18 protein-coding genes are annotated in these 19,405 nt (G+C 54.2%); 5 read left to right on the top strand and 13 right to left on the bottom strand.

Annotated elements, in window-relative coordinates; all coding sequences use genetic code 11:
- Window positions 1–3 precede the first annotated feature (3 nt).
- From VFO10_RS02445 to VFO10_RS02435, 3 genes are all read right to left on the bottom strand, one after another.
- The gene (locus tag VFO10_RS02445) at window positions 4–930 is read right to left on the bottom strand and encodes a YihY/virulence factor BrkB family protein (RefSeq protein ID WP_325137083.1); all 927 of its coding nucleotides are present in this window, start codon (window positions 928–930) and stop codon (window positions 4–6) included.
- Between the two features lie 98 nt (window positions 931–1,028).
- The gene (locus VFO10_RS02440) at window positions 1,029–1,232 is read right to left on the bottom strand and encodes a hypothetical protein (protein WP_325137082.1); all 204 of its coding nucleotides are present in this window, start codon (window positions 1,230–1,232) and stop codon (window positions 1,029–1,031) included.
- A 117-nt stretch (window positions 1,233–1,349) separates the two neighbouring features.
- The gene (locus VFO10_RS02435) at window positions 1,350–2,642 is read right to left on the bottom strand and encodes a family 1 glycosylhydrolase (protein WP_349259343.1); all 1,293 of its coding nucleotides are present in this window, start codon (window positions 2,640–2,642) and stop codon (window positions 1,350–1,352) included.
- 175 nt (window positions 2,643–2,817) lie between these two features.
- On the opposite strand from VFO10_RS02435, the gene VFO10_RS02430 reads away from it, so the two are divergent.
- The 3 genes from VFO10_RS02430 (at window position 2,818) to VFO10_RS02420 (ending at window position 5,982) form a co-directional block, all read left to right on the top strand.
- A complete protein-coding gene (locus VFO10_RS02430; protein ID WP_325137080.1) occupies window positions 2,818–3,468 on the top strand; it encodes a hypothetical protein in 651 nt (216 codons plus the stop codon).
- Between the two features lie 93 nt (window positions 3,469–3,561).
- Window positions 3,562–4,758 carry an alpha/beta hydrolase gene (locus VFO10_RS02425; RefSeq protein ID WP_325137079.1) on the top strand — a complete coding sequence of 399 codons (1,197 nt, stop codon included), beginning with the start codon at window positions 3,562–3,564 and terminating at the stop codon, window positions 4,756–4,758.
- Window positions 4,759–4,932: 174 nt separating this feature from the next.
- Window positions 4,933–5,982 (top strand): hypothetical protein, encoded by a 1,050-nt coding sequence (locus tag VFO10_RS02420; protein WP_325137078.1) that lies wholly within the window; start codon window positions 4,933–4,935, stop codon window positions 5,980–5,982.
- On the opposite strand, the gene VFO10_RS02415 is transcribed toward VFO10_RS02420, so the two are convergent.
- From VFO10_RS02415 to VFO10_RS02395, 5 genes are all read right to left on the bottom strand, one after another.
- A complete protein-coding gene (locus VFO10_RS02415; protein ID WP_325137077.1) occupies window positions 5,983–7,134 on the bottom strand; it encodes a hypothetical protein in 1,152 nt (383 codons plus the stop codon).
- 12 nt (window positions 7,135–7,146) lie between these two features.
- Window positions 7,147–8,148: a hypothetical protein gene (locus VFO10_RS02410; RefSeq protein ID WP_325137076.1), complete on the bottom strand. Its 1,002-nt coding sequence runs from the start codon at window positions 8,146–8,148 to the stop codon at window positions 7,147–7,149.
- 79 nt (window positions 8,149–8,227) lie between these two features.
- A complete protein-coding gene (locus VFO10_RS02405) occupies window positions 8,228–8,659 on the bottom strand; it encodes a hypothetical protein (protein ID WP_325137075.1) in 432 nt (143 codons plus the stop codon).
- Window positions 8,660–8,776: 117 nt separating this feature from the next.
- A complete protein-coding gene (locus tag VFO10_RS02400) occupies window positions 8,777–9,136 on the bottom strand; it encodes a hypothetical protein (RefSeq protein ID WP_325137074.1) in 360 nt (119 codons plus the stop codon).
- Window positions 9,137–9,267: 131 nt separating this feature from the next.
- Window positions 9,268–10,344 (bottom strand): alkene reductase, encoded by a 1,077-nt coding sequence (locus VFO10_RS02395; protein ID WP_325137073.1) that lies wholly within the window; start codon window positions 10,342–10,344, stop codon window positions 9,268–9,270.
- A 248-nt stretch (window positions 10,345–10,592) separates the two neighbouring features.
- On the opposite strand from VFO10_RS02395, the gene VFO10_RS02390 reads away from it, so the two are divergent.
- Complete coding sequence (locus VFO10_RS02390) at window positions 10,593–13,841, top strand: hypothetical protein (protein WP_325137072.1); 3,249 nt, start codon at window positions 10,593–10,595, stop codon at window positions 13,839–13,841.
- 224 nt (window positions 13,842–14,065) lie between these two features.
- Window positions 14,066–14,929: a hypothetical protein gene (locus tag VFO10_RS02385; RefSeq protein ID WP_325137071.1), complete on the top strand. Its 864-nt coding sequence runs from the start codon at window positions 14,066–14,068 to the stop codon at window positions 14,927–14,929.
- Window positions 14,930–14,998: 69 nt separating this feature from the next.
- On the opposite strand, the gene ccoG is transcribed toward VFO10_RS02385, so the two are convergent.
- Genes ccoG through ccoS form a run of 5 tightly spaced genes read right to left on the bottom strand, consistent with a single transcriptional unit; the run spans window position 14,999 to window position 19,401 of the window.
- Window positions 14,999–16,342 (bottom strand): cytochrome c oxidase accessory protein CcoG, encoded by a 1,344-nt coding sequence (gene ccoG, locus VFO10_RS02380; protein WP_325137070.1) that lies wholly within the window; start codon window positions 16,340–16,342, stop codon window positions 14,999–15,001.
- A 12-nt stretch (window positions 16,343–16,354) separates the two neighbouring features.
- On the bottom strand, window positions 16,355–16,912 hold the full coding sequence (locus VFO10_RS02375; protein ID WP_325137069.1) for a cbb3-type cytochrome c oxidase N-terminal domain-containing protein: 558 nt from the start codon (window positions 16,910–16,912) through the stop codon (window positions 16,355–16,357).
- A gap of 5 nt (window positions 16,913–16,917) precedes the next feature.
- Window positions 16,918–17,091 carry a hypothetical protein gene (locus VFO10_RS02370; protein ID WP_325137068.1) on the bottom strand — a complete coding sequence of 58 codons (174 nt, stop codon included), beginning with the start codon at window positions 17,089–17,091 and terminating at the stop codon, window positions 16,918–16,920.
- Window positions 17,088–19,208 carry a cytochrome-c oxidase, cbb3-type subunit I gene (gene ccoN / locus VFO10_RS02365; RefSeq protein WP_325137067.1) on the bottom strand — a complete coding sequence of 707 codons (2,121 nt, stop codon included), beginning with the start codon at window positions 19,206–19,208 and terminating at the stop codon, window positions 17,088–17,090. The genes VFO10_RS02370 and ccoN overlap by 4 nt, the downstream gene beginning before the upstream one ends.
- Window positions 19,209–19,245: 37 nt before the next feature.
- Window positions 19,246–19,401: a cbb3-type cytochrome oxidase assembly protein CcoS gene (ccoS, locus tag VFO10_RS02360; RefSeq protein WP_325137066.1), complete on the bottom strand. Its 156-nt coding sequence runs from the start codon at window positions 19,399–19,401 to the stop codon at window positions 19,246–19,248.
- Between the last annotated feature and the right edge of the window lie 4 nt (window positions 19,402–19,405).

Raw genomic sequence — 19,405 nt, 5'->3', positions numbered from 1 at the left:
GCCTCAACCCGGAACATGATCCTGCGATGGGATCAGTCCGGGACGTTTCTTATCCGGGGACGCGGGACGATCCCGCGCGAGCGCATGCTCGATCTCGGCGTTGAATTCCACTCCGAGCAGGACCGCATAGGACACCAGATAAAACCAGAGCAGCAGCACCACAACTCCCGCGAGGCTGCCGTAGGTCTTATTATAGGCGCCATACTTTTCCACATAGAAGGCAAAGCCCACGGACGCGAGCAGTATCATAAACGTCGTGACAGCTCCCCCTATCGTCATCCAACGCCAGCGCAGCTGATGCCGCGACGGACCAAAGCGATAGAGTATGGCAAGACCCGACATGAAAAGAAGCAGCAGCACGGGCCAGCGCAGCACCCTTATCAGCGTGCTGGCAAAGCCGCCAAAGCCGATCAGATCCATAAGAGGCGGCAGCACCGCAATGGAGCCGACGGCCAGCACTGTGGTGATAACCGCTCCGAGCGTCAGGACCAGCGCTGTGGAGTTGAAGCGGAAAAAGCCGCGCTTCTCCTTCTCCCCATACGCAATGTTCATGGCTTCCATCAGAACCTTGGTGCCTTTGGAAGCTGTCCAGAGGGTGATCAGAATACTCACCGCTGCACTGAAGCCGAGTTTGCCCGACGAATTCTGGACGATGGACATCAGCTCGTGATCAATAACCCGCAGGGCATCGCGCGGAACGAACTGAGCCATGGTTTGAATCTGCTTTGCGACATCAAGGGGATCAGCAAATATCCCGTAAATGGATACGGTCGCGATCAGAAGCGGAAAGATCGAAAAAAGTGCGTAATACGCAACGGCAGCTGCAATGAGCCCGATGCGGTCGTTCTCGACTTCGCTCTTCACTTTTTTCAGGATGGTCTTCCAATCCGACCAGTGTAGGGTCACCGATGATCCAGGATTTTGATTCATGTCCACTCCTTGCTCGCGCGTCGGGCTTGGACGGAGGATGAGGTGTTCGGCCCTCTTCTCAACCACCAGGGGTTGGCGAAGGCCGAGGCAAACGGCAGCTAAACGGTAATCGCTTCGTCATTCCTTTGGAAATCAACGATCCGGCTGGCGAGATACTGACTGATGATCGTATCCACAGCGCGGGTTTCCTCTTCATAAGAAGAGTGCTGATTTTCAAATTCATTCAGCATACGACTATCAAACAGAGGAGCGATGAAGAGCGGGGGCGATATTTTCTTGATGATCTTATTTTGAAGGTTCATTGTGCTTGTCCTGTTCTCTAAAGAGTGACGTCGACCACCGGACGACGTCCATCACGTCTGGGGGCTGTATTTCAATAAGCGTGCCAATAGCCTATTTGACAGCCTTTGAACCCCAACCTAATAATTGGTGTTCGCAGGACTGCTCGTAATATCAGGCTGATCCGCAACATTGCGCTGCAGATACTGCACAACCCAGGTGCCGCTATAAACCTGGGGCGGAATTACGGGCACCACGAGACATACACTCTGTGTCGGCAAAACCTTGCGCCAGTCCTCGATCAATTTTTTATAAGCCTGGCCCACGGGCCGAACCTTTCGATTCAAATCATAAAGCCCGAGCGGATTCACCCGATTATTCTCCTCCCGCAGCGCGGTATCCCAATCAACCTGGTCGGTCAGCGAATACCAGGTGAAGCCCACGATCGGTGTTCCCTTGTTGCGAATCTGAAGCACGTTCGCCCATTGCTTCCAGAGCCAGTCGACCGCTTCAGTTCCCAAAGGACCCTGTTGGAGATTGGTTTCCGTATGCATGACGGGAAGCAGATAGCGCTCGTAGTATTGCTCGGTGATCTCGTCATAACCGAAGACTTCACCAGCAGGCACAACCGATCCATCGTCACGAACCCGGTGTTCATTGGTCATATAGTAGTCATTGCCCATGATACAATGCTGCTTCAGGTGATTATCCAGGAAGAAGTGATATTCTTCCTTGCTCATGCCATTGTCGAAGAGATACTCGTACATCTCCGAATCCACCCGCCGCCCATAGTTCAGGTCCAGACTCAAAAAGCGTTTGGCGTTCATGCTTTCGGCATGCTTGATCGCCATCGGACTTTCCGCGTGATAGTATTCCGACGATTCGCTCTGAATGAAAATCGCATCAGGGCGCACTTCGAGAAGTGCATGCATGGCCAGAACATTGGCCTTCACGATATGCTTCAATGCGGTGACAAAGGTGAAGTCCGTTGTCCCGCGCTCATTCCACCAGCCATTGTAGGCCGAGAAAGTGGCGCATATGTACATCTCATTGATGGGTGTATAGAGCTGCACCCAGGGATAGCGTTCAGCAAAGGCCTTCGCATAACGAGCAAAAAGCTGAGGAAATTCCGGGTTCTGAAAATCACCTAGCCATGATGGTAGTCCAAAGTGGCAAAGGTCAGTGATCACCACAATATTGCGTCGTTTCAGATCCGCGTAGACGATGTCGGCAAACTCCCAGTCGTAACGCCCATCACCCAGCCATGTTCGATGGATGGGAGGGCCATAACGCAGGCATGTCACGCCCAGATCCTCCACCAGGTCAAAATCCAGCTTCCAGTTCTTATAGTGTCCGCACTTTTCCATCTGATCTATGCGGATTCTCTGGTCCCCTATCGTCGGGTTGCTGTTTTCTATTCCAGTCGCGAACATAAAAGAATGATGACGAGTCACATCCAACCTCCTTCTTCATACCAATTTCCCTTGCAAATACTGAGCCCTATTGCGTCCACGCAGCGCTGAACCCGCCTTGCGCGGACGACCCTGCAATAATGTTAAGGCCATTGAGTCATAGGAGCGCTCGATCACTCTCGCAAAGGACACTCCCATGTTTCGTACCCTTCTTGTCTCGCTTATCGCTCTTTCGTCGGCTGCCATGGCTCAGGATGCGCAGCGTTTCGGGCTTGGTACACAGCTCAGCGTGCACGGCGGCGTTCCGGTAAGCGGCCTTGAGTTCGTGATGCCGGTGGCTCCGGATCTGCAATTGAACTACGCTTATGTCCAGGGCCGCACGGATATTGCGAGCGAAGTCAATACCACCGTCGTCCCCTATATTTCCCGCGCGGACTTCGGCCTTTCGGAAACCTCGGTGACCCTCCGCTATTTCTTCTCGAACTCCTTTTATGCAGGCGCCGGAGCCGGCTATCGAACCCTGGACATGAAGATCGAAGGTCTGGATTATATCGACGGGACAACTTTTGATGGCCACTATAAAAGCCAGGCTCTGCAGGGCAAAGTTTTGATCGGTAATGGCTGGACATTCTCCAACGGTCTTTACCTGGCGGTTGACTGGATTGGCCTCGCTGCTCCTCTTACCGTGACTCAATCGGAATTCGGCGCGACGGAAACAACCCTGGATCGCAGCCTCAGCCTCACGCGCAGTGAAGAGAACGACCCCGAATACAAACGCGCCGCTGACCGCATCAGCCGCACCACGATGGGAACGCTTCTGACTCTGCGTCTCGGTTTCAACTTCTGATGCAAGGCCCACCGCTGCGTGGGTCTGTCATAATTAAGAGATGCAATCCAGGCATCAGATCGTAAAGTGGACCTCGGAAAAAAAGGAGGTCGTATGAAGCCTGGTCCATCCACCCTTCGTCTTTGCATACTGATACTTGCTGCCCTCGCCCTCGGCATCCCGGATCGTCTGGACGCCGCACAAACTCTGACCCTGAAGCTCTCTCGCATCCCGGATAACACCCCGCTCCACGATCGCATCCATGCCGCAGGAACTTTCAATCAGTGGAATCCCGCGGATCCCAACGCCGTCTTTCAAAAAGATGCGGATGGCGTCCTGACCCTGACTCTTTCCGTATCCGGTCCCGTGGCCTTTAAAATCACCCGTGGATCGTGGGCGACGGTGGAGCGTGACGAGGACGGGCGCGATATCCGCAATCGGGAAGTCGTGCTGAAGGGCGAATCGGGAACCAAGGCCCTTCATGTCGGCAGCTGGGCCGATAGCCAGGGAGTGCCCGGCAGCACGCGCAGTGGACGCGTGGAGGTGCTGGATTTTTCCCTAAAGGGTTGGGGAACGCGCAGGATCTGGATCTATCTGCCGCCGGATTATGCACGTTCGGATAAAAAATATTCCGTCCTTTACATGTACGATGCGCAGAATCTTTTCGATCGTCGCAGCACGGCCTTTGGTCAGGAATGGACAGTCGATGAAAGTCTTGAGGAACTTTATTATGAAGAGAATCATCCCGGGCTGATCGTGGTGGCCGTTGATAATTCGAACCGCAGGGGCTGCGAGTATAATGTCTTCCCGGACGATCCGCATCCTTACTGCGCCGATGGATCTGCGTTGGGCCAAAGCCTGAACGAAGCCATCGTGAAAGAACTGAAGCCCTTTGTGGATCAACGCTTCCGTACACGCCCGGAACGCGAGCAAACTGCGATCATGGGAAGCTCGATGGGTGGACAGATGGCCCTGGCCATGGGTCTCACTTATCCTGAAACTTTTTCCCGCGTTTTCGCTCTGTCTCCAAGCTATCAAAACCAGCTGCACAATCCTCTGCGCATGCCGCAGTGGATTCGTTCCTTGAACCCGGCTCCGCTTTTTTCTGTCTATCAGGACATCGGAGACGCTGAAGTCATTCGCGACATCAAACCCGAGACTCTGATCGCCAACATGAAGGCCGTTTCAGAGGCCTTAAGAAACCAGGGCTTTACTTCAGAGCAGAATGAGGCTTCTGTGATACCGGGAGCCGTGCATAACGAGAAAGCGTGGTCGGCCCGCTTCAAGGACCTTGCACGACGCCTGAATTGATAGGATGTGGATCCGGGGAAGCCTGTCCAAGGTTTTCCCGATCCTTCTGCCCTTGTTCAAGCCTTGGACAGACTTTCACTCCTTACCCATTTGAATTGCTTGGTTTTTTCCAGGTATAGGCTTTGCAAAATGCATCGCACAAGCTACGGCTTAAAACAATTCAAGGGTATCACGATGAAACACAAGAACTTGCTGCTGGGCATGGGAATCGTTCTGAGTCTTGTCAGTTGCGCGGAAAAGTCCACGATCAGCCAGCGTTCTGAAAAGGTGGAGCAGTCCGTGACACAGGGTCCCAGCGCGGATGCCGAGGCACCGAAGGATAATGCGGACGTCAAGACGGAACCCAAGACCCCGGCCGCTCCCGCGGAAAAAATACCTGAACTTCCCGCCGTGACTTTGGTGAAACCATTTCCCGGCGATACCTATGGCTGCAAGGATCCCTATCAAAAGCCATGGGCCTGTGAGAACCTCACGCTCAATGGAGTGGCGCAGGGATCTTTCCTCACCGTTCAAAGACCGGAAGCCAAATACCTTCTGGCCGCTCCTCATGGCTGGTTTGATGCCGGTACGGATGCGATCACGCACAGCATCTTTCCCGCAACCATCCCCGCCGGTTATCCGATCTGGAGTCAGATGATTGCGCATTCCTTTCGCGGCAATGCGCCCTCGGGACTTCAGCATAACGTGAATCGCCCCAGCACCCTGACCAATGATGTCTGCACGAACCCTGCGAACCTTGCCACATCGAAAATGGTGTATGACGCCTACAAAGCGCATATGGATAGGCTCGCGCCGAAGCCTGCACTTTATTTTGAAATTCATGGTCAAAGCGAAGTCGGTCTGGAAGCGAGTCTGGAAGTTGCCACCGAACGCATTACAGCCGCTGAAGCGGAGAAAGTTCGGAAAATCTTCAGCGAAGAGCTGGCCAAGGCTGGCATTGCCGGTATCACCATCGTGATCGAGCCGGTGGATACGGTTTTCTTCAACGCAGGTCAGACCAAGCAGTGTGGTTCCATCAATCATGTGACGCCGGGTCCAGCCATTCACACGGAAATTCCACGCGTGATGCGCGAAGGCGATGAGGCCCAGCTGAAGTCAGCGAAGTTTTATCGCGCGGCCCTGAATCGCCTGGCTGTGGAAGTCTTCCCACCCACGCGGACACCGATAGCCGCAGCAGGAGGCGCGATGCTGCTCGACCTGAGCGCGATCCCCAGCCGCGATTGATCAGTAACCTGGCGGCAGAATCACACTGCGGAGGAAGGGCTGGAAGCGTCCGGTCTCTTCCTCAAAATATCGGCTCCTGAGATAATCCCAGGTGATCCGACTGTATCCGTCCTTGAGCCAGGGACGATCCGTGCGATCGAAACCCCAGGAATTTTTTGCCACCAGATAATCCAAATTTCCCTGCAGCGCCGCTTCTTTGAGCTGGGGATCCATGTCCCCTTCACCAAGCGAGGTGAATCCGGCTTCTTCCGGTATATCCTTCACGGTATAGTCATGCAGCACCAGCATATGGCCGCCGTTATCCCCGAGGCTCCCGGCTTTCGCCAGCGTATTCAGGTTGAAAAAGCCGTCGGCGTTGGGCGCATTGAAACTCACAAAGAAGGAAATCATTATGGGTTGGTGATCATTCAAAGCCTTTTTGATTTTTTGCTCAATGACCTTGAAGCCATTGAATTCGGATTCCGTTCCCAGCTTTTTGCCTTCATAAGGGCCCCAGGTGTTGTAGGCGGGACTGCTGATTTCCTGCCAGCGGTTGAGCCAGACGGCAAGGGTGTTCTCATCACCAGTCTTCACATCCTTAATGATGGTGTCTTCGGCCTTGTGCCGATTGTTCCAGGTCTCATCCATATTGAAATTCACAGTGCCATAGCAGCTGAAGGCTTTATTGAGTTCGGAACGCACCAGCTCGGGCGAGCGCTTTTTAATGTCAGCGAGCGTACCGCCGGGTTTTCCCTGCAGAAGGAGATAGGCTTCGGCACAGTCCTGAGCAGGTGACATGACTGCATCATTTTCCGAGGCAATGAACTGGCCTTCCTCCACCCAGCCATATTTCTGGATAATGGATTTGGAGCGAAACCACGTGCCGCCGGCATTGAGTTCTTTTTCCGGGATCGGTTCCCCAGCCAAGAGCTTTTCGTAGAAGTCCCAGTATGTCCAGTAGGTTTCAGACACATTGATATCCTGGCCCGTGGTGCTCTTCAGAAGCGATTCCAACCAGGTGGCCTGCGCATAGAGCCAGCAATTGCCGATGGCCTGACGCTTGACGGGCGTATGATTCACATTGGTAACCTTGACCTCGGACCCTGAATCCGGTTGACAGCCAAGGGCAAAAAGAGCCGAAGACAAAGCGGAGAGCCTGAGAAGTCTGTTCATGAACGACACTCCTTACTGCACGTGAACAAGCCGCATGGCGACATAATCGAGATAGCGCTGAATTTCCTTGGGATCCGGCTGCAGGCATTCACCGGGACTGGCGATCACTTCCCACACCCAGCTTCCCTGCTGAAAACGGCTCATGGTCAAGGAAGGCCGCTGATCTTCCCGCATCCAATGCCAGAAGTAGGCGTCACGATCGAGACGCCTCAGATCACTGCGGCGTCCATCAACCGGCACGACGTTGACCAGGAAGATCAGCTGCGCGGTGGTGCCGCCACCGATCAAGGCCCCGAAACGTTCTTTCACCGAGGCTTGATTCTGAATGATGGAAAAATTCTGCCGGGCCTCATCCAGGCAGTCTTTGGCGAAGTCCGGCATATCCTTGGATGAGCGCACGATGCCATTCCCGGCGACCTTGTCCCAAGGACTATTGAAAGAAAGCATTTCACGATTCAGTCGATAGACCCAGAACTGATCCTCTTTATGCTTCAGCATGGGCTCTTCGCTCGTGAATTCAGCTTCGGCCAGCTGTCCTCCAAAGGCAGCGCGGACTCCCACCTTGCCCTTCTTTTTGGCCTTGATATGACCATCACTGTCCAAAGTGGCCTCGGCCTCATTGGTCACAAGAGTCCATACGGCAGGGACATCACGCTGCACTCCGGCATCATACTGGGCGATGGCCCGCAGCTTTTTTTTGTGTCCGATCAGGAAGGCGCCTTCACTCTGAATGCTGAGGCTGATCACACCTTCTGTTGGAGCAGGTTCCTGAGGAGGAGGGGCGGCCGGTCCTGCGGGTTTTTCAGGGTTTCCTGGTCCTGGCGGCAGTCCAGGCACGACTCCGCCTGGAGATGGCCGAGCCCCCGAATTTTGTTCGGACGGCGTTTCAGGATTTTGAACGCTTGAGTCCACCGTGTTGATGGGCGGAGTGTCCTCGCCCTTGCTTTCACTTTTTTGACAGGAAGATGAGAAGAGTGCCCAACCGAATAGGGGTACGATCAGCAGCTGTCGCATATCCGCCCTCCCAAAGATCACCCGAGACTACAGCCCAGGATGCTCAATGCAAAAACATTGCCTTTGGGATGGCAAGGACTCAGGCCAATTTCTGGGGCGTCTGATAGCTGTCGATCATCTGCTGGATGCCAATCTGCAAAGCCGTTCGCCATTTCTTATCAAGCTCAGCCGTAAAATTCTGATCGAATTCCTTCACGGTCTTCATCAAAGCCTCGACCCAGTAGCGATAGAGTTCAGGCTTCACATTCAAATGAGACGGGTCGTGACGTACGCCGAGTTTTTTCATTTCGGTTTGAGCAAAGGCCGACCCACCCGCACTCATCAGAAGAAAGGTGATGCCTTCCTTCAGAAGCTTATGCTGCGTGGCCATGTTCGTTTTCACAAAGAAGGGTGGGATCGAAGGATGACTGGCTTTGAAATTCGTATAGAACTTTTCCATGAACCCGGAGTGCAGGATGCAGCGTCCCAGGCTCTGATTGACTTCGTGAATAAGGCTCTTGTCGACCGTCATGGCTGAAACTCCTCAGGGTGTTCCTCTCCTTAACGGAAAACCGCGTTTCAACCTGAGTGCCTGGCTCTGCTCAAGGGTTCCAAGTCCTGAATATTTTGAACAAAATAGAAAGGGCTTTTATTTATGGTGGGTACGGGGTGAGGCCGTGAAATCGTCCCTGGTTCCCTCGATGCGGTCAAAGCCCGCGCTGGTCACCGAAAAACTTTCCCCACTAAACTCAATATGAACAGGGTTATCGAGGCAGTCGCGGGAAAATTCCTTATTCAAAAACATGGCCCGATCCAGGCCGTGGACCTTATAGTCTTTTTGTATACGGTCAGCATAGGTCTGCAGCTCATCTTCACAGACTTTGGCGTTCAGTTCCTGACCCATGGCCCTTTCACTCTGAACGGAGCGACGCCAATTGAAATAATGCAAGGCCAGAAAAATGGTTGCCACCGCAAATGTAAGTCCAAAGATCCTTCCGACAAAACGCATAAGCCTTCTCCCTCGTTCCAAGCAACTTAACTAGCAGTACCCCACGCTCGCGACAATAGGGGAATACAACTAGCCGAAAGATGGCAAGGCGTCGGCTGGCGGCTACAGTCCAGCCGACTGAGGGTCGCGCTTCAGCCGCGAGGGTAGTCCGTGTAACCTTTTGCTCCCGGTGTATAGAAGGTCGTGAAATCAGGATCCCGCAAGGGACGCCCGGCTTTCAATTTCTCGACGAGATCAGGATTGCTGATGAAGGGACGTCCAAAGGCGATCAGCTCTGCACGCTTTTCCTGGAGGTCCTGTTCGGCTCGCGCTGCGTCGTAGCCGCCGGAAAGAATCAAGGCCCCCTCGAAATTCGCGCGAATTTTTTGTTTCACCGACGCGCCGACTTCAGGGGCGCCCATCGCGCTGTGATCCACGATATGGATATAAGCGAGTTTCAGAGGCGAAAGACGTTGAGCCAGTTCCGCGTAGGCTGCTTCGATTTCAGGAAAGTGCTGCATCTCGTTGAAGACACCATAAGGTGACACCCTGATGCCAACCTTCGCACTGCCAATGGCCGCAGCCACTTTCTGGGCGACCTGCACCGCGAATTCAAGGCGCTTGCTCGGCGTTCCGCCCCAGGCATCGGTTCTTTGATTCGAGGCCGGATTGATGAACTGATCGATAAGATAACCGTTGGCCCCATGCAGCTCGACACCATCGAAGCCGGCGTCGATGGCCAGCTTCGCCGAGTTCACATATTCCTGAATCGCATTCTGGATATCGGCTTCGGACATGGCTTCGGGTTCAGAATGAGGCTGCATCTGCGCGACATCTGTATGAATCTCACCCTTCATGCCAATCGCCGAAGGAGCCAGCACGCGGGTGCCGGCCGGCATGTTCTTAAGTTGAGACACGCGTCCGGTATGCATCAGCTGCACGAAAATTTTCCCGTCCTCCGCGTGCACAGCATCGGTGACTTTGCGCCAGCCTTTGACATGCTCCTGGGAAAAGAGACCCGGAATGCGAACGTAACCCAGACCATTGGGCGAAGGGGATGTGCCCTCGGTGATAATAAGACCGGCCCCGGCCCTTTGCCGATAATATTCCGCCATCAGTTCATTCGGAACTGAGTCGGAAGCACGATTCCTGGTCATCGGTGCCATCACAATATGATTCTTGAGTTTCAGAGAGCCGAGCGTTGCAGGCGAGAACAGAATGTTTGACATAACGGTTATCCTTGGTCGAAAACGGGTTAACGAACTCAGAACTTCAAGATAAGTCGGAAAACGAAACTGGCAAGAGGCCATACGTGCTGGACAGCATGAACCAAGACCTCTGCACGGGATGAGTTGCCTTGCACAGGTTTAGCTGCACATTTGGCGTGAAAGCTGCAAAACCGTGAACGCGCGCTCCTTCGCGTGGTTGCTGCTGCTGTTCCCTTGCTCATGTGCTGGATGTTTTGGAGCCGATTATCATGCACTTACCTGTATCCCTTTATCTGCTCGTTGCCCTGAGCGCGATGCTCACTGGAGCCTGCTCTTTTTTCTCCAATACTGTCGATGAGATAAAGATCCAGTGCGGGATCAATGAGGTCGATGCAGATCGTTCATATGTCAAGGTCTTGGACAGTGAAGGAAAGGGGCTCAAAGCCTCGGAATTTGCTTTCCGTTGGCTCGATCATCCGGGAAAGCCCCTTGCGACGCGTGGCCACTGTCTTCAGCTCGATCCCAAGGAACGTGCCGCGCTGATCGTCCGTTCACGCGTGGGGTCCGAAGGTCTCATCCTGGACCCGGATAGCCTGGAAGGTGAACGCCTGAGCCGCATCCAGCTTGAACCCTATACCTACGGCACCCTCAGAAAAACCTGTGATCAAATCATCAATAGCAATCAGCTCACTCTCGCGCTCCCCATTAATTTTGAAGATCACTCCGCCACCGGCTATGAAATCAAGGCGGACGCCATCGCGGATGGAAAGGCTCGTGGCAACTGGAATTTTGTCAACGAGAAGGCGGCAGCTCCGACCCTGGATATCAGTGGTTTGAACAACGGCCGCTATGATCTCCGCTTCGAGCTGAATCCTCTTTTTTCTGAAGGCGCTGTGCCGCAATTTTTCAACTGCGATCTTGTGGTCGATCGCAAGTCGCCCCAGATCGAACTCGTGGCCGCCGATGGCCTCGCACTCTCCAATGAATTCATTGAGCTGCGGCCCAGCACGCGGGTGGCCTGGCAGTCTTTGAACAGGACGGCGACGGAACTGGTCGAATATTGTTTTGTCGCAGCCGGCACCGCGGCCAGCGAGTGCAGCAATCCTTCGATCAGTAATGACCCTATCGTGGTCCCGGACAATGGATCCTGGAAATTTGTCTATCGCGGGATCGATGCGGCTAACAATCGCAGCGACTGGGCGGCTTTGGATATCGACATCGTGGACGAAGTGAAGCTGGCTGACATCAGAAACAAGCTGGAGCTGGCCCGCGTCTATCAAAAGTCGGGACAGACTCAACTCGTGGCCACGCAGCTGCTCCTGGCGCTTGAAACCTATCGCCATCTTGCCAGTGAAAATGAGCGGAAGCGCGTGAAAAAGGCCTTGGACCTTGCCGTCTTTCAGCATCAGCGGGATGCCCAGGATTTCTTTGTGGCCCAGTGGGGCCTTAAGGAAGCGGTGGATTACCAGGGAACACTGAGGGGCACGAAGGATGCGAGCGCTCATGTGTTCCTGCGCGATATGGGACCGGCGGCCTATGGTCTTTCTTTTGTGCGGGATGGGGCGCCCCTGTTCCCTGAAGTCAGTCTGACGAATCGCTCGGCTCTATCCACCTGCAGTTCTCAAAGCTATACGGCCTATGTCCAGAATGGTCGTCTGCAGGTTTTTGATGGGAATACGGTCACGACCCTGCCGGGAGATGCCAAGCGTCTGGAGGGCATCAAGACTCTTAAATTTTCAGAAGATTGCCGTTTCATTGTGATGAGCGATTGGATTGGGGTCTTTTTTCTGATCGACCGATTAACGGGCAAGACCGTGGAGTTCCCTGAGTTTGAATATGATATGGAGTGCCGCTTCAGCTTCGCCCTGGGTGGGGCGGATGCCACGCGTTATTATAGTTACTGCAGTCGGTTCAATCGCAATAGCTTTAAACTTTATGGTTTTAACGCTTCGGGAACCATCGAAACTCCCAATGTACCGATCCTGAATCAGCTGCCACAGCAGTTGATCAGTCAGGATAATTTTATTTTCGTCCTGGCCAATGATAAGTCCTTTGCTGTCCTGGACGAAGCTTTCAGTTCACTTTTCTCGGCGGCAGCCGGTCGCGTGGGCGAGATCAGTTGGGATGCTCTGCGGAGCCGGGTCCTGGCTCGGTATGAAGGCCTGGGTCTTTATGATAACTATGAATTGAGTCGCGTGTTCGGCAGCCCGACGACGGTCAAAAAGCTCAGTCCTGCTGAACTGAGGATTCCTTATCCTGTGAAATTCGGCGATTCGCTGACCGTCTCGCAGCCCTCCTTCTCCCCTGATCTTTTTTATGCTCGCATGGACGATGCGACCAATGCGTTTTTGGGTCAACTTCCGGTTGATCGCGATCGGCTTTTGGCTATCGACTTTGCCGACCTCGCTCTTTTACAGTCGGAACAAAATCTTTTCCGTGAAATCAGCCCGAACGCTTCCCTTCTGAGGCGCACCATCCGCCTTCTGCGTGATGAGCTTTCGGTCTTTCCCATCGCCCGGGGCGGCGAAACCGTTCTTTATACGATGCCGGTTCAAACAGGTCTTTACAATCGCTATGAGCTGAGCCTGAATCAAGCTTATGCATCACTTGCTAAAAATCCGGGTGTGAGTCGAACTCTTCCCAAGGATCGCATCATGACTGTCTATCCTTACGGAAGTCAGGAACTGATCCTTCTGAAAGGCAGCGAGAAGCTGCAGTTTGTCCTGCAAAACCAGGATGGAACGGAACGTTCCGTGGACCTTTCCATTCCTCCCAGCGCGTTGGCCATCCCCAGCAGCGATCCCGATCTTTTCTGGTTCTATGTTCCAGGCGAAACCAGGATCTATACCGTCAAACCCAGCAGCGGCGCGATTCTGTCCACGACAACGGTGGCCACAGGGACTCTGGCGGCACCCCTCCAGATTTTTCACGATCGTTTCGCGGGGGAGCTTTACCTTGGCTATCCTGAAATCCTTATCAAGCTGAGCTATCGTGGAACGCTTGAGAAACCGGAGTTCTTTGCCGTGGCGAAGAAGGCCTTGAAATCCCGCGTGACAGCCCTTGCGCCCTCGCGCGATTTCAAGAAATGGGTTGGGATGAGCAGCAGCAGCCTGGACATTTACAGTGACTCGCTGGAGCCCGAACTGTCTCTCAGCATGAATGAGGTGTTCGGCAAAAAGAATAATCCCAACTTTGATCTTCTGGCCCAGGGTCTCGATCCGGACACGGTATTTGTTACGAGCAACAATGGGCAGATCGCGCGCGTCGATCTTAAAAGTGCCGTCGCCACATCGCTGACCTTCGATCGTCAGCCTTACAGCAACATGATCAAGCATCTCAGCGTCGATGACAGCGGCCGTCTGCAGTACGCGACAGGGAGCGATTGGTTCACTCTGCCTTTGGACCTTGATGACAATCGCGAGCACCTTTGCCGTTATCTGACTGGCCTTGGCAACCGGATGCATCCCGAAGTGAAGACGCAATTCAAACAGACGACCTGCGCGCTGTTTAAAAATTGAGCCTTATGTCCCGGAGCAGAACGAAAGTTCTGCTTTGTCGTGAGATCGACAGAAGTCACGACGTGAAACAACATTCTCAAATGTAACTTCGCTTTCTGCTTCTCATAAAAAGTTTTGACTCTTCATCACGAAAAATTTTAAAAGCGCACTGGTTTCAGGAAACATCCGCAAACCAGAATCGACTGCTAGTTTTCTTGCATGAACTTTATGAAAGGGACTTCGTGATGTCTGCAAAGATCCTCGTACCAAGTGTTCTGTCGCTCCTTCTGGCTTCACCACTCGCCGCTGGCACTCTGAAGCAGGATTTCAAAGATGCTCAAGGTGATGATAAAGGCGACGGTCTGTACACTTATCCAGCAGGCGTGCCGGCAGGTTCTGCTGACCTCTGCCGCGTATCGTTTGAAGAATCCGGCGAGAACTTCGCTGTCACTGTCGGCGTCAGAGCCTTCACACCCAATACCCGCGTCGCCGTTGTGCTCTTTGATGAAGCAGCGTATACCGACACGGCGCGTGAATGGGCGATCGGTGGGACCGAGCTGAAACTCCCCAACTGGAAAGATCGCGGCGCGGCCTTCATCCTCGGTCTGCCGGCTTCCCAGTCGCCTCTTTTCGATATCAACGTGACCCAGGCCACACCAGTGGACGCGCCCACGCCGGATAACGTGATCTACGTGGAAGGCGGCCCGGCGGCCTGGATCGCTGAAGACGGCGGCCGTTCGCAGGATCCTTCCCTGGCTTTCCGTCTTCAGCCTCAGGCTGTTCAGGACGGCGACTGCCAAAGCTATCGCTACGAGTTTCCGAAAAAATTGCTCGACACCTACCTGCCTGCCTTGGCTGATGAAAGCGCGGCGCTTTACGCAGCAGCTTACAGCTATGTCGTCGTTGAAAGCGGTGCCAATGAATTCGGTGCGTTTGAACTGACAGCGGCTCAGGGCGCATCGGACAGTTGGGAAGATGCGGATGTTTACGACATCGCCTTCACCGGCGCTGAATCCACCCAGGACCAACTGCTGAAAGTCAGCGGTGAAGGTGAGGAAGCGGTCGTCCAGTTGCAAACTGTCGACGCTGGTATCGCCCGTCTGCGCTAAGACCTTGTAATAAAAATGCCATGGCCTTCACGGGCCATGGCAGAAGTCAGGAAAGGTCTTACGACCAGTCTACGAGGTCTTTCCAGGCTTCAGGATAGGCAGAATGACTTTGGTTTCCCCAAAGTTCAGCTCCACCTCTGATTTTTCATAGGTCGCCGGCACGATCAAAACGAGATTGCCTTTCTCTTCCGCATCCGGCGCCAGCACCTGATTACAGAGCGAGCAGATCAGGCGAACGGCAGGATCGGTTTGCACGGTCAGGGGATGCGCATCGCGACTCCGATTGACGACTCGGATGCTGAAATAATTCCCGATGTGCGTCTCATCCATCATCGTATAGGTCGTCTTCGGCTGGCGCAGGACAGTGACCTGAAGATCCGAGCGCGTCCCGAGGGCCACAGCCATGATCCCGATATTGATCAGGAGCAAAGTCAGATAGATGGCAGGACGCAGCCGGAAGCGCCGCGGTTTTTTACCTTCCAAAGCGGCTTCGGATGCGGTTCGAATCAGCCCCTTGGGCCTTTTGATATTGGTCATGATCATGTCGCAGGCATCGGCGCAGCGGCCGCACTGAATACATTCGAGCTGCAGTCCATTTCTGATGTCAATCCCGGTGGGACAGACGCGCACGCAAAGTTCGCAGTCGATGCAGTCGCCATCCTTGTGCTTGCCCCGCGGCTCACCGCGCTTCATATCGTAAGCAATGGTCGGCGTCGCTTTGCTGATCATCACCGACTGAAAGCGCGCATAGGGACAAAGGAAGGAGCAGAACTGCTCGCGAAACCAGACCAGATCAAAATAGAGCGCACCGAAAGTGAGCAGCATAAAACCGAAAGCGAAGGGGTGCGCCACGGGACTTGATGAAAACCAGGTCAGGAGACGCGCGGGTTCGACAAAGTAGCCAAGGAATGCGTTGGTGATCACCCAGATCACCAGGGCGTAGAGTGCATGCTTGGATAACTTTCGCAGCCAATAGTTGAGGTTCTTTGGTCCTGCGTCCCGGCGTCTCCGCTGCAGAGCCGTCCCCTCGATCCATTCTTCAATGGGTCGGATAATCCACTCCACGAAGACGGTTTGCGGACAGGCATAACCGCACCAGATCCGGCCCCACACACTGGTCACAAAACCAAGGGCCAGGGCGCCGGCCAGAATAACGAAGACAAGATAAAAGCCATCAGAAAAGCGAAAGGTCTGCCCGACCGCATAGATGATGCCCTGCTGGACATCAAAACGGAAAAGCGGCAGACCGCGAAAGGTCGAGAACGGAACCAGTATGTAAATCGCCATGAGCAGGACGGCGAGCTTCCCGCGGATGCGACTCAGACGACCGGTTCGCCGATCCGGGTAAATCCAGCGCCTTTTGCCACTGGCATCAACGGTAGGGGCTCGCAAAACATCAGGTTCATGGGACATACAAATTCCTTCCTAGTACGCGTCACCTTCAGGTGCCTTGGCATTGGGTGGATTGCTACCCTGAAGACTCAAGACATAGGCCAGCACCGATTCAATCTTCTGCTGACCCAGGATCGGTCCCCACGCAATCATGCCTTTTGCAGGGACACCGTCGGTGATGGTGGCCAGCACCTGATCCGGCTCGCCACCATGCTTCCAAAATTTATCCGTCAGGTTGGGGCCGACCGTCCCCTCACCCGCTGGACCATGGCAGGGAGCGCAGTTCGCAGCATAAATTCCCTTGCCTTCTTCCACGCGCGCTGGATTCTTAACCAGGGCCGCAAGATCATCCGCACTGGCATTGGCCGGCTTCTGCATGGCTGCTTTTTGCGCAATTTCCTGGCGATCCGCGGCAAGCTCCGCATCAAGCCCTGGCTTATCCAGAACATGATACCAGATCATATAAGCCAGCCCGAAAAGGATGGTGAGGTTGAAGAGCCAAACCCACCAGGGCGGCAGCGGATTATCGTATTCCTCGATGCCATCGACTACATTCGGGCGAACCACGTCCTGGACTTTTTTCTCGCTCATGCTCTTTATTCTCCCTTGACCACGTCGATGGCAATCTTTTCATAGTAAGCTTTCGCGCCCGGCAGATAGACCCAAAGGCAGACTCCGATAAAAAGGAGCATGAAGGCCAGAAAGGCTCCGAGCTGAAACCAGACGACATTCGACTGGCCCAGGACCGTCTTCACAAGACTCATGTTCATCGGCTGGCCTCCTTCGCATCCTTGTTGTAATCGCGACCGAGTTTTTGCATGTAAGCGATCAGAGCGACGATCTCCGCTTCGGGAACAACCGTCACACCATCCTTGGCGAGGCTTTCGGTGATGGTCTGCGCCTGCTGCTTATAGGCCGAGACCGGATCTTTCTTCGTGGCTTCTTCGTAAGGTACGCCCAAAGCATTCAGCGCATTCAATTTGGGCCCCAGCTCATCGACGTTCACGTTGGTATCGTAAAGCCAGGGATACGCGGGCATGATCGAACCGGGCGAGGTGCTGCGCGGGTCGAGCATGTGACGGTAATGCCAGAGGTCCGGATATTTTCCGCCCAGACGCTGCAGGTCAGGGCCGGTCCGCTTGCTACCCCACTGGAACGGATAGTCATAAACGAACTCCGCGGCGGTGGAGGCAGGACCGTAACGCATTTCTTCCTTGGCGAAGGTGCGGATCTGCTGACTATGGCAGTTGTAGCAGCCTTCCCGCACATAGATGTCACGGCCTTGCAATTCCAGCGGCGTGTAAGGACGGGCTGTCACCATCGGCGCTTTGATTTCCATCATGAAGGCCGGAACGAATTCGATGATGCCGCCGATGACGACGACGATCAGAGCCCCAACAGACAGAGCAACGGCGTGACCTTCCATCTTCTCGTGAATGGTCTTCGCTTCGCCGTGACGTTCGTCCACGATCTCTGCGGTTTCATCCACCAGCTTGCCTGACTTCGCTGTCTTCCAAAGGTTATAGGCACACATGATGGCGCCGAGGAGGTAGATCGTCCCCCCCACCATACGGGTCCAATAGAGCGGCTTCATGGCCACCACGGTTTCAATGAACTGCGGATATTTCAGAAGACCATCATCGTTGGTCGCGAACCACATGAGGGCCTGCGTGAAACCCGCAGCATACATCGACGAGATATAAAGGAGGATACCGATGGTCGCGATCCAGAAGTGGTTGTTGGCCATCGACTTGCTATAAAGAGGCTTGCCCCAGATTTTGGGCACCATGTAATAGGCCATGGCGAAGACAAAGCCGCCGACCCAACCGAGAGCACCGCCATGCACGTGCGCAATGGTCCAGTCGGTGTAGTGGGAAATCAGGTTCACCGACTTGATCGACATCAGAGGGCCTTCGAGCGTGGCCATACCGTAGAAGGTCAGAGCCAGGACGAAGAACTTCAGGATGGGTTCGTCCCGCACGCGATTCCACGCGCCGCGCATGGTCAGAAGTCCGTTGATCATGCCGCCCCAGCTGGGAGCGATCAGCATCAGGCTGAAGACCATGCCGAGCGACTGCGCCCATTCAGGGAGCGAGGTATAAAGGAGATGGTGAGGACCGGCCCAGATATAGATGAAGATCAGCGACCAGAAGTGAAGGATGGAAAGGCGATAGGAATAGATCGGACGGTTGACTGTTTTAGGAATGAAGTAATACATCAGGCCGAGGAAGGGCGTGGTCAAGAGAAAGCCCACCGCGTTATGCCCGTACCACCACTGAACCAAGGCATCCTGGACACCGGCATAGAGCGAATAGCTCTTCATGAAGGACACAGGAATGGAGAGGGCGTTGACCACGTGCAGCATGGCGATGGTCAGGATCGAGGCGATGAAGAACCAGATGGCCACATAAAGATGTTTGACGCGGCGGATCGCGAGGGTTCCGAAAACGTTGACGGTCATGACGATCCAGATCACGGCGATCAGGATATCCAAAGGCCATTCCATTTCCGCATATTCCTTGCCTTGGGTGTAGCCCAAAGCCAGGGTCACGGCGGCGGCCAGAATAATGAACTGCCAGCCCCAGAAGTGAATACGGGATAGAAGATCCGACCACAGGCGAACCTTGCAAAGTCTTTGCAGGGAGTAATACATGCCCGAGAAGAAGGCATTACCGGCGAACGCAAAAATCATCGCATCGGTATGAATGGGGCGGATGCGTCCGAAAGTGAGAAAGGAAACTCCACCGTTGGCAGGCCAGAAGGCCAGCTCCAAGGCCGCCCACACACCCACGAGCATACCGACTATGCCCCACATGAGAGTGGCTGCCAAAAACCAGGCCGCAATCTTATCGTCGTACGTTACCACTTCCCTCTTAGACTGGACCAAAGCTGACTCCTCTCTTGCGTGACGGGAAAAATGAAGATCAAGACTTATGACTATCCTGATCTTCAAAAAGGATCTTCTCAGCGGGACCTTTCAGGTCCCGAAACTGCCCTGATGCATTGGCCCAAAGAAAGGCCAGAAGGCCGACGCCGGCCATGGCGAAACTCAAGGCGATCAAGACATAGAGGACTTCCAAAAGC

It is taken from the genome of Oligoflexus sp., from assembly GCF_035712445.1.
In the GTDB taxonomy this organism is placed as follows: Bacteria; Bdellovibrionota_B; Oligoflexia; order Oligoflexales; family Oligoflexaceae; genus Oligoflexus.
Note: the sequence above shows the minus strand (reverse complement) of the source record. Positions and strands in the feature narration are given on the sequence as shown.

What these genes read in the sequence shown, in the direction of transcription:
- VFO10_RS02430 (WP_325137080.1), top strand. Translation starts at nt 2,818, where the DNA reads ATGTTTCGTACCCTTCTTGTCTCGCTTATCGCTCTTTCGTCGGCTGCC.
- VFO10_RS02445 (WP_325137083.1), bottom strand. Translation starts at nt 930, where the DNA reads ATGAATCAAAATCCTGGATCATCGGTGACCCTACACTGGTCGGATTGG.
- VFO10_RS02415 (WP_325137077.1), bottom strand. Translation starts at nt 7,134, where the DNA reads ATGAACAGACTTCTCAGGCTCTCCGCTTTGTCTTCGGCTCTTTTTGCC.
- ccoG (WP_325137070.1), bottom strand. Translation starts at nt 16,342, where the DNA reads ATGTCCCATGAACCTGATGTTTTGCGAGCCCCTACCGTTGATGCCAGT.
- VFO10_RS02440 (WP_325137082.1), bottom strand. Translation starts at nt 1,232, where the DNA reads ATGAACCTTCAAAATAAGATCATCAAGAAAATATCGCCCCCGCTCTTC.
- VFO10_RS02410 (WP_325137076.1), bottom strand. Translation starts at nt 8,148, where the DNA reads ATGCGACAGCTGCTGATCGTACCCCTATTCGGTTGGGCACTCTTCTCA.
- VFO10_RS02425 (WP_325137079.1), top strand. Translation starts at nt 3,562, where the DNA reads ATGAAGCCTGGTCCATCCACCCTTCGTCTTTGCATACTGATACTTGCT.
- VFO10_RS02370 (WP_325137068.1), bottom strand. Translation starts at nt 17,091, where the DNA reads ATGAACATGAGTCTTGTGAAGACGGTCCTGGGCCAGTCGAATGTCGTC.
- VFO10_RS02420 (WP_325137078.1), top strand. Translation starts at nt 4,933, where the DNA reads ATGAAACACAAGAACTTGCTGCTGGGCATGGGAATCGTTCTGAGTCTT.
- VFO10_RS02390 (WP_325137072.1), top strand. Translation starts at nt 10,593, where the DNA reads ATGCACTTACCTGTATCCCTTTATCTGCTCGTTGCCCTGAGCGCGATG.
- VFO10_RS02405 (WP_325137075.1), bottom strand. Translation starts at nt 8,659, where the DNA reads ATGACGGTCGACAAGAGCCTTATTCACGAAGTCAATCAGAGCCTGGGA.
- VFO10_RS02385 (WP_325137071.1), top strand. Translation starts at nt 14,066, where the DNA reads ATGTCTGCAAAGATCCTCGTACCAAGTGTTCTGTCGCTCCTTCTGGCT.
- VFO10_RS02400 (WP_325137074.1), bottom strand. Translation starts at nt 9,136, where the DNA reads ATGCGTTTTGTCGGAAGGATCTTTGGACTTACATTTGCGGTGGCAACC.
- VFO10_RS02395 (WP_325137073.1), bottom strand. Translation starts at nt 10,344, where the DNA reads ATGTCAAACATTCTGTTCTCGCCTGCAACGCTCGGCTCTCTGAAACTC.
- VFO10_RS02435 (WP_349259343.1), bottom strand. Translation starts at nt 2,642, where the DNA reads ATGTTCGCGACTGGAATAGAAAACAGCAACCCGACGATAGGGGACCAG.
- VFO10_RS02375 (WP_325137069.1), bottom strand. Translation starts at nt 16,912, where the DNA reads ATGAGCGAGAAAAAAGTCCAGGACGTGGTTCGCCCGAATGTAGTCGAT.